Source organism: Bernardetia aquimarina, assembly GCF_042180575.1.
GTDB lineage: Bacteria > Bacteroidota > Bacteroidia > Cytophagales > Bernardetiaceae > Bernardetia.
The window spans coordinates 1059688-1075862 of record NZ_CP170094.1 but is presented as its reverse complement, the minus strand read 5'-3'; the positions used below and the strand labels follow the sequence as shown (position 1 = coordinate 1075862).

The window sequence follows — 16175 nt, the reverse complement described above, 5'->3', positions numbered from 1 at the left end:
ATTTATTTCATTAATCGTAATTTTTAATCCGTAATCCGTAATCCGTAATCCGTAATCCGTAATCCGTAATCGAATAGATGAATATCCTAAATTACGCTGTTTTATCTTTACTCCGAAGTTGGAAAAAGCAGGTTGCTTTGATTGTAATTTATGCACTTGTGATTGGTTTTTATGCCTCGGTAGTTTTTTTTACGAGTAGTTTGAAAACCGAAACTTCACAAACTTTAGAAGATTTGCCTCCTTTGTGGGTACAACAGTTACAGGGTGGAAGGCTTGTTCCGATGTCTGTTTCTTTACAAGATTCCATTTCAAAAATTAGAGGAATAAAAAAAGTTTTTCCTCGTTATTGGGGATATTTTTTTGATGATGCAACAGGAGCAGTTCTGACAGTTATGGGAAGTGATTTTCCGAATGAAGAAATAGGCTTTTTAGAATTTAAAGAAGATTATAGTCAAAAAAATAAAGACGATAATAATCAAAATGGTGTTTTGGTAGGAACAGGAATTTTAGAAACACGTAATTTACAACTAGGTGATTTTCTTTCTTTGAATGATGCAAATGGGAAAAAGGTAAGTTATGAAATTGTGGGAAGTTTTGGTGCAAAATCAGACTTACTAACCAAGGATTTGATTATTTTGCCAGTAAAAGAAGCTCAAAAGATTATAGGTTTACGTTCAGATTCTACAAATTCTTTATGTACAGATATTGCCGTCGAAATTTATAATCCAGAAGAAATAGAAAATATTGGAAAAAAAATAGATGTTCGTTTTCCTTCTTTGCGTGTCGTTACTTTGGCTCAACTTTCTTCTACCTATCAAACACTTTTTAGTTGGCGAGGAGGGATTTTTATTTATGGTTCGCTGCTTTCTGTTTTGGCTTTTTTGCTTTTGATGTGGGAACGTGCATCAGGACTTAGTAGTAATGAGAAAAAAGAATTAGGAATCTTAAAAGCTATCGGTTGGCAAATAAATGATGTTTTGTTTTTAAAACTTACCGAAGGCGCAATTTTGTCGATTACGGCTACTTTGTTAGGAATTATTTTGGCTTATATTCACGTTTTTGTTTTTAACTCTCCTATTTTAAAGCCTTTTTTGGTGGGTTGGTCGGTGCTTTATCCTGCTTACGATTTGCAACCGTTTGTTAGTTTGGGAGATATTTTGAGTGTTTTTTCGCTTTCTGTTGTGCCTTATTTGGCTGCCACTCTTTTTCCTGCTTGGCGTGGAGCGACTACGGAAGCTGCCGATGCGATGAGATAATTTTGACAAAGAAAAAAGCAAATTCTAAAACTAGAATTTGCTTTTTGATACTACTTTTGACTACCCAAAGTAAATTTTTAACTACTACTAAAACTAGATTTTTACATTAAATTTTCCTTCTGTAATTGTTCTTGTTTCAGAACCTCCTCCTCCAGCATTGCTTCCAGTAAATTCGAATGTTCCTTTTATTCTTTCATCAGTTACTTCTGTGATATTTACTTGTCCACTTCCTAAAATAAAGTTTGCTGTAAATATTTGGTCTGTGCTAGTTCCTTCTGACCAAATTGCTGTGCTACCTGGAGTAGAAAAATTGTATGTTCCTGTTCCTTGATAATCTGCAATGGCAATATTTATTTGACGAACTGAAGAAGAAGAATTGGCTGTTCCTGCAAAAGCAAAAACACCACCCGAAACAGTTGCTTGAACAGCTAAAGTAGCTTCAAATGCTTGTCCATCTACTTTTGCAGACATACTTCCACCTGCCAATTCTGTTCCTTCATCTGGGTTTTCGTCTTCATCATCTTTTTTACAGCCCACAAAAGCGACTGAACAAACTAAAAGTAGAATGAATAATTTACTAAAATTAAATGTTGAGTAGAATATCGAAAATGCTTTTTTTGTAAGTTTCATAAATTTGGTGTTTTAATGGTTTTTAAAAAAGTAGCTTTATTTTTTATAACTAAATAAAGTCTATACAACAAATTTACAAATCTCATTAAGCAAAGTCTATACGTAGTTTTGGGTATTTTTTGATTAAATCATCGCTAAAAAATCACTTTCACTAATTACAGTTACACCTGCTTTTTCTGCTTTTTCTATTTTCGAACTTCCTGCTTTATCTCCTGCCAACAAATAATCTAATTTCTTAGAAACCGAACTAGAAATTTTTCCTCCCAAATCTTTGATTTTTTCTTTTAGTTCTTCTCTCTCAAAGTTTTGGAAAGTACCAGAAACTACAAATGTTTTTCCACTCAAAATTCCGTCTGTAACAACAGCTTTTTTCTCTGCTTGTTCGAATTGCAAACCTGCTGCTTTTAATTTTTCAATGATTTCTATATTTTTAGGTTCATCAAAGTAGGCTTTTATGCTTTCTGCTATTCTTTGTCCGATTCCAAAAACATTTGCAATTTGTTCTTCGTTAGCATTTTTTAGATTGTCAATAGAAGCAAATTCATCAGCCAAAATTTCGGCAATGCTTGCACCTACATGACGGATTCCCAACCCAAAAAGAACATATTTAAACGGTTGTTTTTTAGATTCTTCTACACCTACAAAAATATTATCAACAGATTTTTCTTTGAAATTAGGTAAAGCCAAAATTTTCTCTCTATCTAATTGATATAAATCTGCAATGTCTTTTATTAGCTTTTCTTTCAAAAACAATTCAACTGTTTTACTTCCAATTCCATCAATATTCATTGCTTTTCGATGAATAAAATGCTGAATTTTGGCTAAAATCTGTGGTGGACAGCCGTTTTCATTCGGACAGTAATAAGCAGCTTCGCCTTCTTCTCTCACTAATTTGGTTTCACATTCTGGGCAGTTTTCTGTAAAAATAATCGGTTTTGCGTTTTTTTCTCTTAATTCTGTAACTACTCTAGTTACTTTTGGGATAATTTCTCCACTTTTTTCTACAAAAACGGTGTCGCCTTCGTGTAAATCTAATCGTTTTATTTCTCCTTCGTTATGCAAGGTAGCACGTTTTACAGTCGTTCCCGAAAGCTGAACAGCCGTAAGATTTGCAACTGGTGTAACTGCACCTGTTCTTCCGACTTGAAAAACGACACTTTTTAGTTTTGATTGTGCTTCTTCGGCTTTGTATTTATAGGCGATTGCCCAGCGTGGACTTTTTGAAGTAAAACCAAGTTCTTCTCTTTGGTCTAAATCATTGATTTTGATGACAACTCCGTCGGTTTCATACGGCAATTCAAGCCTTTTACTTTCCCAAATTTTAATAAATTCTAATACTTCTTGAATGCCATTTGCTTTTTTATAAAAATCAGAAACAGCAAAATTCCATTTTTCTAAATGCTCTAAAATGCTGGTATGCGAATCAAAAGGCGTTCCATAGGCATCATACACAAAACAAGAAAGTTTGCGTTTTGCCATTTCTTGTGAAGATTTCATTTTGATTGCTCCAGAAGCTGCATTTCTAGGATTTTTTAATAATAAATCAGGAATTTTTTCTTCTTCTATGCCTTTTTCTTTTGCTCTTTCTACAATTTCTTGATTGAGGATTTCGAATTGTGTTTTGCTCAAATATACTTCTCCACGTAATTCAAAATCTTGTGGAATTTCATTTTTATTATTTTCTTTAATCTTTAATGGAATATCACGAATCGTTCTGACATTCGAAGTTACATCATCGCCTTGTGTTCCGTCGCCACGAGTAACGCCCTGCGTAAAAATTCCATTTTCATAACGCAGCGAAATAGCCACGCCATCAAATTTGAGTTCACAAACATAAACAGGATTATCAACCGTTTTTCGGATTCGCACATCAAATTCTAAAAGTTCTTCCTCATTATACGTATTTGAAAGCGAAAGCATCGGATAACGATGGACAACTGTTTCAAAATTGTTTGTAATATCTCCACCCACACGCAAAGTAGGCGAATTTGGAAGTTTGAATTGTGGGTTTTCTTCTTCTAATTTCTTTAACTCTTCTAATAACTTATCAAACTCAAAATCAGAAATTTCTGAAATATCGTTTTGATAATATTGAGTATTGTAGTGATTGAGCTTTTCAGAAAGTGTTTTTATTTTTTCTTTTATGACTGACGGATTCATATATTTTGACTAGATAGATAATTTAAAGTGAAATTTTGAAATTAGTAGGGCAAAGGCTCTCTTCTGCTTTTTAATGCAGTAATTTTATCAGTTCGAAAAATATAGAATACAGTCAAAGGCAAGCCTTTTACCTACAAATAACCCACAAATGTACAATTTTTTTACTGTTTCAAAAGCCAATTTTGAGCCTTTTCTACATCTGGAAAAAAAGAAATATGAAGGTTTTTATAAATCTTCTTTACACCACTAGTAATTAAATTAGTGGTCATTCTCTGAAATAAATTGCTAGATTCTATAAGTGCTAAATAACACTCTCGCCCCTTGAACTCTTTTCCATAACGAGGAACATAACTTGTAACAAACCAAGCTCTTGATTGAGGAGGGTCATATTCTAATTTTAAATAATCAAAAATGGCATGTGTGTAATCTCCGTTTTTGAATAAATCTAAGTACGCTTCAAAACCTTCTCTGTGTTCTTCAACTGTCAGTCGTCCGATTAGATAGAGTTTAAGAACTTTTTGAGTTTTTAAATCTTGGTTAGTTACGTTTTGTTCAGATATTGTAACTTCTTCTATTAAAAATGTTTTGCGTTCGTTTTGGTAGAGCATAAATTTTAGTTTGGAAAGTAGAAAAGAAATATCTGATTTGAAACTTCCTTTTTAAAAAAAGGTTTTATAGATTAATTTTCCTCTCTCAAAAACCAGTCTAATTCATTTATATTTTGATATTCTTTTGGCAATGAATCTAAAATTTCTCCTTGACTATTTTGGAGTAAATTAATTTGTTTTTTTGTTCGAATGAATTTTTTGAAATTACTTTCTTTTGTTCTGTAAATATATTCTACGGTATCTAGTTTTGTTCTATTCCATTTGTATTTATACAAACCTACTTCTGGAAAATAGCCATATCCTAAACCACGAACTACTTTTTCTTTTGGGCTAAAAGTAGGGTTTATAAAATTATATTTTATGAAATTTTTGTCTTTGTAAAGAAATACCATTTTGCATTGTCTTGGACAACAACCAGAAGATGGAGAGTAAGTAATTATGAAATCTATTTGATTATCTCCATTAATATCTTGAAAAAAACCTTGCTCTCCATGATTGGTGTATTCTTCAAACAATAACCAAAAAGAATCATTTTTGAATAAATAAATTCTATAATATTTATCAAAAGAGAATTTATAATAATCACAAGTGAGAATTAAAAACTTTTCATTTTTTTCAAAGAAAGAACCATAATCCACATTCATTTCTAAATTATTTCTTTCCGAATTTTTATCTTTTTCTTCAAAGTAATAAGTAAAGTGAGGTTTGCTCATCTCTTTTTTAGCAAATTCTAACGCCTTTACGAATGCTCTTTCTACTTCTTTTGGTAGAAATGGGTCTTTGTGGGAAACTTTGAAAGATGTAATTAGAAAGAAAGTAATTAAAGTTGATAAAAGATAAATAACATTTTTTATAGATTATGTAAATCAAATACTACGTTTTATAATTATAGGAGGGTAAATAAGCGTTTCTACAGTACTGGACATGTGTTAATTTAGGTTGTATTTTGAGTTTTAGATTTTTGCACTAATTGGGTTATTATTTTTAATATTTTGTCTATAGAAGTAGCATAAAATACTACTTTTCCATATCCGATTCTAAAAACAGACTCGTAAAAGGATTCATTGTCTTTTTTTACTCTTTGTTTTGTTTTTACTCCTTCTAAGATACAGAGTAAAAAAGATGCAATTACTAATGCCATTAGAACACGAATTTTTCTTGGGTTTACCATTCCTAACTCCTCTAAATGAAATCCATTTGTTTTCAAATGTCTAAATAAACACTCTATTTTCCATCTGAGATAATAGATAGCACTAATTTTCTCCTTTGTTAAACGATATTTGTTGGTTAATAAAATGACAAACTTTTCACTTTCTTTTGCTGCTTGAGCATTATAAGAAATCACTATTTTTAGTTTTTTTGCAAAGTCAGTTTCAAATTCTTGGCTTACTAGTTTGCCTGATTTAGCTTTTTTAAGTAAGCTGTGGTATTTTTTAACTTCTAATTGATAATCTCCCTTACAAAGACGAATAATGTAAGTATATCCTTGTTCTTCTAAATACCTAAACCAAACTCTACCTTTATACTCTCTATCAGCTAAAATTGTAAATCTTTTTAAAAAAGGATATAACAATAAAGCCGATGCTAATAAACTTTTACGATGAGCAACAGTAGAACTACCTTTTCGTTCTAAATTGATCCAAAAAATAGGAATAGCCATTTTTCTATAAATAACACTTAAGACCAAAACATGATAGGTATATTCCCCTAATTGCCAAACACTACCATCCATAGCTAGATAGAAAATTTCTTTTTTTATGTCTTTTCTATTCAAAAAAGAGCCTATACTAAAAACTAGAATCAGCTTCCATAGTGTTTTTTGAACATAGACATCCAAAAAATAACGAGTAAGCCGTTTATAATGAGAATCAATTTGAACAGTAGGAGAATTTAAAAAAATACCTACTTGATTTTTTAATTTGTTTAGATTAACAGTTTCTTTTATCAGAATACAGCTAATAAGCAACAAAGTAGCGTGAACATAATGGATAGGAATATCTGAAAATTCCTTTGTATATTTGTTCAGCAGGACGGAATAGAGTTTTTTGGTTTTCACACTTCTAAATTAACTCTTTCTGTCCTTTTTTTGTCAAAAATTTAACTCATGTCCAGTACTATAAAGCGTTTCTCCTATTATTACATTTGCTTTTTGTGCTTTTTCTGCCTGCTCCATAAAGTAACCCATCGGATTTTGATAGGCTCTATCTGGAGTTTTTGCAAAATCTAAAACTTTCTCTAATTTTGTGTCCCAAATAATATTAGGAGTATAAAACCCAAATAGAGAAAATTTGAATTCTTCTGCCTTAACCATTACAGGAGGAAAAATAATTTTGTTCTCGTAATCAGAACGAATAACATATTTTTTTACATACATTAAAATTTCAGTATTTAATACACTACTAAGTATTTTTTCTACGTCTAAGATTTTCAGACCTACTTGGTATTTTATTTCTTTGGTTATTTCTATTTTTTCCATCTTAAATCAGAATAAATAATTAACAAAATAATTTTCCCAATTCCCTAAAACTTTACTCTCATTTGTATTCGAATATCATTTCTCAAATCTCCCTCAATTCGTTCTAATCCTGAACCAATTCTTTCTTGGTCTCTGTATTTTGTATAAGCCCATTTTGCCCAAATATCAATTTTTTTACCTGCTTTGAGTTGAATCATATAAAAATTACGAAAACCACGCCCATAATACGCAGGAATAAAGAAATAATACAAGACATCTTTTTCATAAACATACTGCCTATTTTCATAATCATCAGTATCAAAAAGCGCAAAACGAGTAGAAAAACGAACCTTTCCAAAATCTAAATTGACATCTTGAACAATTACATAACCTTGTGTGGGTGCTGCTTGGTGTTCATACGAACTAAGCTGAATTCTAGCACGAAGAGAAACAATTTCTTCAGCTTTATAATTACAATTTAGTTGATAATTTCTTCGTGTATAAGGTGTAATTTTATTGAAATTTGAGTTATTATCATCTTCATTTCTATAATTTTTTTCTCTCACTTCTTGTCTAAACTGTCCGTAAAGTTGGATAGCACGAGAAGGACGATAGGTCAGACGAGCCAAATATTCATAACCTTCAGAGGGTGCATCTACCAAAAAACGCATCCAAGGAAAACGAAAACGGTCGTAATAAGCTGCAAGTTGCCATTTTTTGGAAGGCGCATATTTCATTCCCCAATAAAAACCTTGCTCATTGATAGGACGAGAACCCTCTCCAAAAGCTGCTCCATAAAAAGTATGAAAATCTCTATCATATTTACGAAAAAGCATCGACATTTCTAAAGGACGAGCCAGCGACAAAATTACACCCGAAATAATTCCTATTCCACCACTTTTTGAGCGTGCAGCTTCTCCAAAAAAACTCATATTTCGCCAAGCGTAAGAATAATTCAGACCGATATTATAATTGTCTTTTCCATTAAATTCAAAGCGATTATAAAGTCTGTCATTTCTTTGTAAGGATTTATTATAGGAAGTATAAGCTAATGTTGCTCCGAGTTCTAAATTATTTTGTTTATCTCTATACGTGATATTTCCACCCATATCTTGACGTGTAAAATTATCTTTTTTGGCTATTTCGTTGGGTGTCCTATGGAAACCTGTCGCAATAAGTGAGCTTATAAAATCGCCTTCTTCTCCTTGATTGAGCGAATCTGCAATAACTTGATTTGAAGCTCCTCCGTCTTCTCCTACTCTTGAATAATACCCTGTAAAATCAAACTGTCCAGTAGAATAAGTTGCTGCTGCGCCACGTTGAAAGGCTGTTTCCAAAACGGATGTATAAGGTCTGATGCCCTGTGTACTTCTCCGAACTGTATTGATAGTTTCAGAGCCTTTTCCTGCTGCAAAACCTGCCCCCATAATCAATCCTTGACCAAATTGAAGTTGATAATCACCTACTGCAAGCGTTTTGAATTTTCCTTGATTATAAAGAACTGCGTGAGCCGAAAGAAAATCAAAACCGTATCTATTTGTTTTTTTGTCCCAGATAAACTGTTCGCCTGCATCTTTTTCAAGTGTAAAACCAATACTAAAGTCGTTGAGATGAGAAATACGCATACGTGTATAAATCCTGTCTGGCGAACCCAAATAACGACTTGCGCCTGTGGTATCACTTGTGTAACCTCGCTGCTCTTCCAAAACTCTGCTATAACGAATCAAAAGGGTTTTGTTTTTTTCTGCCAAAATTCGTTGAAAAAGACTGCGTGTATCTTGCTGAATGGTACTTTCTGTAACGGTAATAAATGGCAAAACTCGTTCTATTGTATTTGCGTCCCAAGATGGAATAGATTGTATTTCATAAATACTAAGCAATTTTCCATACTTTTCTCTATGATTTAAAAAGTCTTCAATTTGACGTTCAGAAAGCAAAAAAGTACTTATCAAATCATTTCGTGTGGCTCTATTTAAGTCTAAAGGCTGAATAAAAAATTGAAATAAAGATTCGTACAAATCACTATAATCAACATCGTCTTCAGGAACAGGAAAAAGTTCTTGTACTAAAATATCAAAATCAGCTTTTTCAGAAGTATATCTTTTCGGAATTTCAAAATTTAGAGGCTGATTGATGGGAGGTGCATAACTGATAGTTGTATCTTGTGTAATTGAGTCATTTTGAGCAAAAACAGTATTTCCAAAGACATTAAAAAACAAAACCAACAAAATAATTACAAAAAGAGCTACTCGTATCCAAATTCCTAAAGAAACTTTGGTAGATTGTTCTTCTTTGTATTTTGAAATAAACTCTTCATTATAACCATGAAATTTGCTAAAATGGTCGTCTTGAAATCTTACCTTATGTCCTTTTTTGCGTTGCTCGGCTTGTCTTTTGCCTGAAATAGAATGGGGGGCAGAGGTTAAGTCTTTGCGTGGGCTTCCTGCGTGTTCGCTCATTTGGCTTCAAAAATTGATTTAGTAAAGTAACTGACATTTTCTACGTGTCGTTAATATGACCTATGACACTAATATAGAATAAATTAAGCTATTTTTTGATAAAATGAAACAAGAATAATTGATTTACTCTTTTTTATAAAACAAAACCCACAACTTTAGTCATGGGTTTGGAGTTTTATTGTTTATCAAAACAGGGGTAGAAAACTATCTAATTGATAAAAATTATTTTTTAAAACTGAACAGGAATAACAACACGCTGCTCAACAGCTCTTCCGTGATACAAAGCAGGTTGCCAACCTTCATGGTATTCTTCTATTAAGCGAATTGCTTCATTATCCAAAGTAGGACTAACACTTGAAAGTACTGAAATATCAGCCAAAGAACCATCTTCTTGCACAAAAAATTGAACATAAATAGTTCCTGTTTCACCTGTGGAATTTATTTTATTTTGCTCAAAGTAACGATATAGATTTTCTGTTCCACCATAAGGAGTTGCAGAGCGTTCTATATATGTTGTTTCTTGTCTTCTGTTTTTATTACAACCTCTTCTTTTGATTATAATTCGTGTTTCTTGTTGGTAATGTGGTTGTTCCCAATCACAAGTTGTTGTTAATTGAGAATTAATTCCCCAAATTGTAAGACCTATTCCCATAATAATACTTCCAATTAGTAGAGGGGTATGATAACGATTCAGAAAAGCATAATAATCTTGTAGCCAAAAAGGAGGGTGGTCTTCTAGTTTTTGTGTTAGACTTTTACTGTTTTTGAAGACCATGTAAGTAATAGAAGCCAGCGTAGTGCCAAGCCAAAAAAGTCCGAATATTGTAAATATGATGAACATTGCCATAATTGTAGAGTGTTTTTAGGTGGTAAAAATTAGCAGGTATTTTAAAGTAGATGCCGATTTCTGTTATTTTCCACAGATTTCTTTTAATTTATTCAATAATTTACAAAATATTGAGGAGTCTTCAAATAATTTGTTCTCTAAAAAATCGTAAAAAAGATAATTTAGCAAATCAAAAAAAAATTACTCAAAACTACTTTCCATCAAATTCGTTAGTAGTTTCTATTCATTTACTAAATCTACTTTCCATTAAAACGATATTTTATTAATTTAAGTCAAGCTATGAAAAAAAAATCTTACTCTTTAGTAGTGCTTTCTGTTTTTCTGTTTTTTGCTCTTAGTATTTCTTCGTGTATTCCTCCTGACGTAAAAGGGACAGCAGACACACAATTTTTTGATTTAAAAGGCTTTTTGGATAATCAAATTACTCAACTAGAAAAAAAGGAGATTACAATTACTAAAAAAACGATTTTGCAAGGACAAAAATCCGAACAAATACTCAAAAAAATAGACTGGAAAGACGAACTAGCCTTTTTTTATTCTGCTGATATCAATACACCACAACTTCGTGATAGATATAAAACTGAAAAAATACCTCAAAAATGGACGTTCAAAACAGAGGAGGAAAATTTGATAGTCAAACAAATGCAAATCACCTTTGATAAAGAAAATGATTATTCTTTTAAGAATGTAAAAGAAATTGTCATTATTCAAAAAGATAAAAATAGACTTTATGAAAATAATAGAACATTGATTATCAAAGTGAAAGATGGTTTTTTAGAAAGTTATTCTATCAAAGGTTCGGAAGATGTTATTCTGAATGAAAAACAGGAGTTTTTGGTGGAGGGAATTGTGAAGTAATGAATAATACACACATTTTGACTATAAACTCTCAAAAAAAATCGCTAAATCTGTAAATTTTATAGATAAAAGTTATTTTTTTTGCTTATTTGTTTTTACCTTTTCATATAAATCCGTAAATTTTGAGTTAAATAGAATTTTTAATCTCCTTTATTAAACGATTATTGAAACTATTTTATCAAAAACGTATCAAAAAATATTCATTTTTTCAACTTGTTTTTTTTAAGCAATTTTTAAATAAAATTATAGGTAGCATGCTCGAAAAATATATCAAACAATTATTAAACGAAAACGATGAAGTCGTTGTTCCAAAACTCGGTACTTTCGTAGCAGGTTATGCAGGCTCTGAAATTTCTGGTATTAAGGTAGCTCCACCTAGCAAAAAAATTCATTTCTATGAAAAACTTAAAAGTGATAAAAATGAGCTTTTACGCAAACGTGTAACCGAAGCCGAAGGAATCAGTATTTTTGATTTTCAGTCAGAGTTAGAAAAAATGACTACCAAAATAGACGACGAACTTCGTAATTCGGGTAGCTCTCATATTAGTCATTTGGGAATTATCAAGAAAAAACCTGATGGTTCGTTAGAGTTTGAGCAAGATGATGATAATCTTTTGGATGACTCTTTTGGCTTACCTTCACTTGAGAGAAAACCTCTGAATAAAAGAGATAATCAACAAGATGATAAAGAAGATGTAGTTGTTGCAGCTAGTAATGAGGATGAACCTGTTTTTGATAGAGACGAACAAAAAGAAAAATCTGAAAATGAAGATACAAAAGATGACGCTATCTATGCTACTTTAGGAGATAGGCTTATCAAAGACCCAGTAGAAGAAGAAGAACGTTTGAAAAAGGAAAAAGAAGACTTCATAAAATCTACTTCACATGTAGAAAATCCTCCTGTGAAGAAAGAAAATGCTCCTCCAGTTATCAATGTAGAACAGGAGGATGAGGAAGAAGAGGAGGAAGAAGAAAAATCCTCTCTTGTTGTGTGGTTAATTGCTATTCCTATCTTGTTTGCTTTTGTTTTCTTGCTTTATATTTATACTGACTCTGGTGCAATGGCAAGTGTAAAAGCTCTTTTAGGACAAAAACCAGCTACTACTATTGTTACGAATGAAACTAATACTGACCCAGTAACAGAAGTTGATAATTCAACAGATGCAACAACTGATAATACCACAACAAGTGATAATGCAAGTAATACAGGGGATAATACAGCCGATAATTCGACTGATAACTCAACTGATAATACTACCACAACAGATAATTCGGTAAATAATGGTACAGATCCATCTACTGAATATACAGGAAATTCAGAAACTCAACCAGAAGATATAATTAATGACCCTAAAAATCGTTTTTATATTGTAATTGGTAGTTTTGCTGAAATAGAAAATGCTCGCAGACTTCGTACTGATTTGCAAGGAAGTGGTGTTTCTGATGCCAAAATTGTAATGTATCCAAAACGTGGAATGTACCGAGTAACCGTAGGTGACCAAGCATCGCAGCGAGAAGCCTATAATCAAAAAAATACATTAGGAACAACTTACCCTGATATGTGGGTTCTTAATTATTAATAAAAAAACAGGGTGAAAGCCCTGTTCAATTTATTTTAGTTGTTTTATTTTTATTCAAAATTGTGCAAAAAAGAGTTTTAAAAGCTATCTTCCTATCTATTAATTAATTTCAACTGTGAATATTCCCTTTATTCTACTTCAAGCTACTACTGAAACTTCCCCTGACAGCGTAAATTACTTAAATGTATTTATGAAAGGAGGCATTGTTAGTTATACCCTTATTGGTCTTTCTATACTATTATTTTACTTTTTTTTTGAAAGAGTTTGGACATTTTTTAAACTTACAAGAGAAAATCCCAAAGATTTATTAGACCGTATCAAACAATTACTCATGAGCAGAGGAATGGATAGCGCACAAGAAGCCCTACGCAAATCTTCTTCTTCTTATTCTATTATTTTGAGAGAAAGTTTGGAAATAATGACGTATGTAAAGTCAGACCAACTCAAAGAACGTATCGACGAAGTCGCTCAAAGAGAACTTACCAAATTAGAAAGAAAAGTAGGTTATATTTCTTTGGTGGCAGGTGCTGCGCCAATGGTTGGTTTTTTGGGAACTGTTGTCGGAATGATACAAGCCTTTTCAGAACTTGCCAATCAAGACGGAGCAACGAGTGCAAAAGTTTTGGCAGAAGGAATTTATCAAGCTATGGGAACTACAATGGGTGGACTTGTGGTAGGACTTTTTGCCTACATTATGTATAATTATTTGATAGCCAAAATTCATAAAGTAACAGGTAGAATGAATACACTTATTCATGATTTTATATTGATGTTGCAACAGAGAAGCTAAATGTTAATACACCCTAAAAATGCCTTTTTTGGTGTTTTTGCAAAGTGACACTAACAACCCATGCAAGAGAAATAAAGTTGAAAAACAAAAAATCCTTCCACAAAAAATAAGATAAATAAAAAGAGTTATGCCAAAATCTCAACTCAAATTTGACCCTACTTTTAATATGTCTTCTATGACAGACATTGTATTTCTATTGCTCATTTTTTTTATGCTGACTTCTAATTTTGTAACGCCCTCAGCTGTAGAAGTAAATGTGCCGACAAGTAATTCGGGGGGGGCAGTAATGCCAAAACTAACAATTACAATTTCAGAACAAGGAAAATTTTATGTCAATAAACAAGAGGTTGCTATAGAACAAATGAAAGACGAGTTAAAATCTATTCTCACAAATTCGGGTGAGAAAGAAGTCGTTTTGCATGCTGAAAACACAACTCCTATTCAAAAAATTATTCAAGTTATGGATATTGGACATGAACTAGGAATAAAAGTGCAATTAGCTGTTGAAAAAGAATAAAAATAACATAAAAAATTAGATTTTAGAAGTTAAAATACAATTAGAAAGATTGAAGAGTATATTATCATTTTCTCTATCCCAAAATAGAAGCTCATAATTTGTAATAAAAAATGGCAATTCCACCTAATTATATTAATGAAAGCAAACACCTCATGCGTGTCCGACCAGAGCAATTAGATGTGTTGTGGAAAGATGGATGGCGACACTTTGGAACACATTTTTATAGATATAGCTGGGCATTGTATGACGATGTGCTTTGTATGGTTGTGCCTTTGCGTGTAGATTTGGAAGGATATAAACATAGCAAACGTTTTAAGAAAATTCTATCAAAAAATAAACACTTCAGAACTGTAATAGAACCTATTGCACTTACAACAGAACACCATGTTCTTTTTGATAAACACAAACAGAAATTTTCGCATACGATTCCACAGGATATTTATGTTTTTCTTTCTCGTCAGCCAGACAAAATTCCAAATCCTACTTATCAAATAAATATTTATGATACAGAAAGAGAGGGTAAAACAAGTCCAGTGGATAAGGGAAGAGGAAAATTAATTGCTTGTAGTTTTTTTGATATTGGAAATGAATCGATTTCATCAGTTTATGGAATGTATGATTCAGATTACTCCAGCAATAGTTTGGGAATTTATTCCATGTTAATGGAAATAGAATATGCTAAAGAACAGCAAAAAAACTATTATTATCATGGGTATAGTTATGATTTGCCTTCCATGTACGATTACAAAAAAACGTTTCCTAATATTCAAGCCTACGATTGGGAACGCTGGCAACACCCAAAAAATATATTTGCAAATCCACTTCCAAAGCGTTTTTATCATTTGGTCAAACTTTCTGATTGGGATTTAGACCATTATCAAGATACTCAGATTCGTCCTCCAGGGGAGTTTATTCATTGTTCTTATTCTGAACAAGTAGCACGTTCTGCCAACAAATATTTTGCAGAAGAAGAGTCTGTTTTGGTTCTGCATATTGCACCCGAACGAGTTCATTCACTAATAAAAGATGAATATGCGCCTGACGGATTACTTTTTCCTCATATTTACGGTTATATTCCAAGAATGGCAATTTTTAGAATGACAGAAATTAGCAAGAATAAAAATGGTGTTTTTGAGTTTGATGAAACGATTGATGATGAATTTTATGAGTAGCCTTTGGTATATTTTTACTATCAAAAAATGAAACCTATTTTCTATCAAAGAGAATAGGTTTTTTTATTTTCTACCTTCAAAAGAAACTATTTTTATTTTTTGAGTGTAGTATTTCTGTAAATGCAAAAGGGCAGTAGCTCAGTTGGTAGAGCAACGTATTATTTTTATGATTATCGTTGTATTTATATTCATTCGGTCAAATAAAATTTACTTCTAAGCCTGTAACGCCGTGTGTCGTAGGTTCGAATCCTACCTGCCCTGCTAGTTTTGTGATAAAAAGTTATTACAAACAAAAATAAAAAATACTAGGTCAATTTAGTCATACTTCTCTATTGGTTGAGGTTTCCCACATGTGGGGGACTTGGGTTCGAGTCCTGTTTGACTAAAAATTACCTGTATTTTTTTTAATATTCAAAATATAAAGGTCAAATACGGCTTACTTCTAAATTCTTTGGTTGAAATCAGTTGTATGATTACCTTTTTATAAAAAATATCCAAGTGGTAGCTCAGTCAGGTAGAGCATTAGGTTTTAATCTATAGATTACCTTATGGTCAATATAAATTTACTTCAAATTGGGTTCTAAAGGTCGCAGGTTCGAATCCTGCCCACTTGGCAAAATTTTAGAATGAGAAAAATATAAAGGTTAATCAAAATTTACTTCCCATAAAAACAATGGAGCTATAAACGCAAATTAGTTTTGAGATTATCTTATGCTAGTATTTTTCTAAAAATCAAGAGCAGGTCAATTAAGACTTACTTCTTTTCGCTTTAAAAGTCGGGTTGCAAAAGCAATTCACAGTTTTAAGATTATCTTTTTTGATTTTTACAGTCTTTCAAAAATA

The 16175-nt window shown here is 31.9% G+C and carries 14 protein-coding genes and 2 tRNA genes; 8 read left to right on the top strand and 8 right to left on the bottom strand.

Going from position 1 to position 16175, the window contains the following annotated elements:
* The first annotated feature begins 77 nt into the window (after positions 1-77).
* Complete coding sequence (locus ACE193_RS04455) at positions 78-1256, top strand: ABC transporter permease (protein ID WP_375561809.1); 1179 nt, start codon at positions 78-80, stop codon at positions 1254-1256.
* Between the two features lie 93 nt (positions 1257-1349).
* Here ACE193_RS04455 and ACE193_RS04450 read toward each other — a convergent pair whose 3' ends face one another.
* The 8 genes from ACE193_RS04450 to ACE193_RS04415 form a co-directional block, all read right to left on the bottom strand.
* Positions 1350-1886 (bottom strand): DUF6252 family protein, encoded by a 537-nt coding sequence (locus ACE193_RS04450; RefSeq protein WP_375561808.1) that lies wholly within the window; start codon positions 1884-1886, stop codon positions 1350-1352.
* 123 nt (positions 1887-2009) lie between these two features.
* The gene (gene ligA / locus ACE193_RS04445; RefSeq protein ID WP_375561807.1) at positions 2010-4046 is read right to left on the bottom strand and encodes an NAD-dependent DNA ligase LigA; all 2037 of its coding nucleotides are present in this window, start codon (positions 4044-4046) and stop codon (positions 2010-2012) included.
* Between the two features lie 161 nt (positions 4047-4207).
* Entirely contained in the window at positions 4208-4654 is a 447-nt protein-coding gene (locus ACE193_RS04440) for a hypothetical protein (protein ID WP_375561806.1), read from the bottom strand.
* A 71-nt stretch (positions 4655-4725) separates the two neighbouring features.
* Positions 4726-5367: a hypothetical protein gene (locus ACE193_RS04435; RefSeq protein ID WP_375561805.1), complete on the bottom strand. Its 642-nt coding sequence runs from the start codon at positions 5365-5367 to the stop codon at positions 4726-4728.
* A 221-nt stretch (positions 5368-5588) separates the two neighbouring features.
* A complete protein-coding gene (locus ACE193_RS04430; RefSeq protein ID WP_375559008.1) occupies positions 5589-6710 on the bottom strand; it encodes a transposase in 1122 nt (373 codons plus the stop codon).
* Between the two features lie 33 nt (positions 6711-6743).
* Positions 6744-7130, bottom strand: a complete 387-nt coding sequence (locus ACE193_RS04425; RefSeq protein ID WP_375561804.1) for a hypothetical protein — start codon at positions 7128-7130, stop codon at positions 6744-6746.
* Between the two features lie 44 nt (positions 7131-7174).
* Positions 7175-9568 (bottom strand): ComEA family DNA-binding protein, encoded by a 2394-nt coding sequence (locus ACE193_RS04420; protein ID WP_375561803.1) that lies wholly within the window; start codon positions 9566-9568, stop codon positions 7175-7177.
* Positions 9569-9797: 229 nt separating this feature from the next.
* Positions 9798-10415 (bottom strand): energy transducer TonB, encoded by a 618-nt coding sequence (locus ACE193_RS04415; protein WP_375561802.1) that lies wholly within the window; start codon positions 10413-10415, stop codon positions 9798-9800.
* Positions 10416-10694: 279 nt separating this feature from the next.
* Here ACE193_RS04415 and ACE193_RS04410 point away from each other — a divergent pair, with 279 nt between their 5' ends.
* The 7 genes from ACE193_RS04410 (at position 10695) to ACE193_RS04380 (ending at position 15946) form a co-directional block, all read left to right on the top strand.
* Positions 10695-11273: a hypothetical protein gene (locus ACE193_RS04410; protein ID WP_375561801.1), complete on the top strand. Its 579-nt coding sequence runs from the start codon at positions 10695-10697 to the stop codon at positions 11271-11273.
* A gap of 254 nt (positions 11274-11527) precedes the next feature.
* Positions 11528-12853 carry an SPOR domain-containing protein gene (locus ACE193_RS04405; RefSeq protein ID WP_375561800.1) on the top strand — a complete coding sequence of 442 codons (1326 nt, stop codon included), beginning with the start codon at positions 11528-11530 and terminating at the stop codon, positions 12851-12853.
* 115 nt (positions 12854-12968) lie between these two features.
* On the top strand, positions 12969-13643 hold the full coding sequence (locus ACE193_RS04400) for a MotA/TolQ/ExbB proton channel family protein (RefSeq protein ID WP_375561799.1): 675 nt from the start codon (positions 12969-12971) through the stop codon (positions 13641-13643).
* Between the two features lie 127 nt (positions 13644-13770).
* Positions 13771-14160, top strand: coding sequence for an ExbD/TolR family protein (locus ACE193_RS04395; RefSeq protein WP_375561798.1), 390 nt, complete (start codon positions 13771-13773; stop codon positions 14158-14160).
* A 110-nt stretch (positions 14161-14270) separates the two neighbouring features.
* Positions 14271-15332, top strand: a complete 1062-nt coding sequence (locus ACE193_RS04390; RefSeq protein ID WP_375561797.1) for a DUF952 domain-containing protein — start codon at positions 14271-14273, stop codon at positions 15330-15332.
* A gap of 127 nt (positions 15333-15459) precedes the next feature.
* A tRNA-OTHER gene (locus ACE193_RS04385) sits at positions 15460-15593 on the top strand.
* A 234-nt stretch (positions 15594-15827) separates the two neighbouring features.
* Positions 15828-15946, top strand: a tRNA-OTHER gene (locus ACE193_RS04380).
* The last annotated feature ends 229 nt before the right edge of the window (positions 15947-16175 follow it).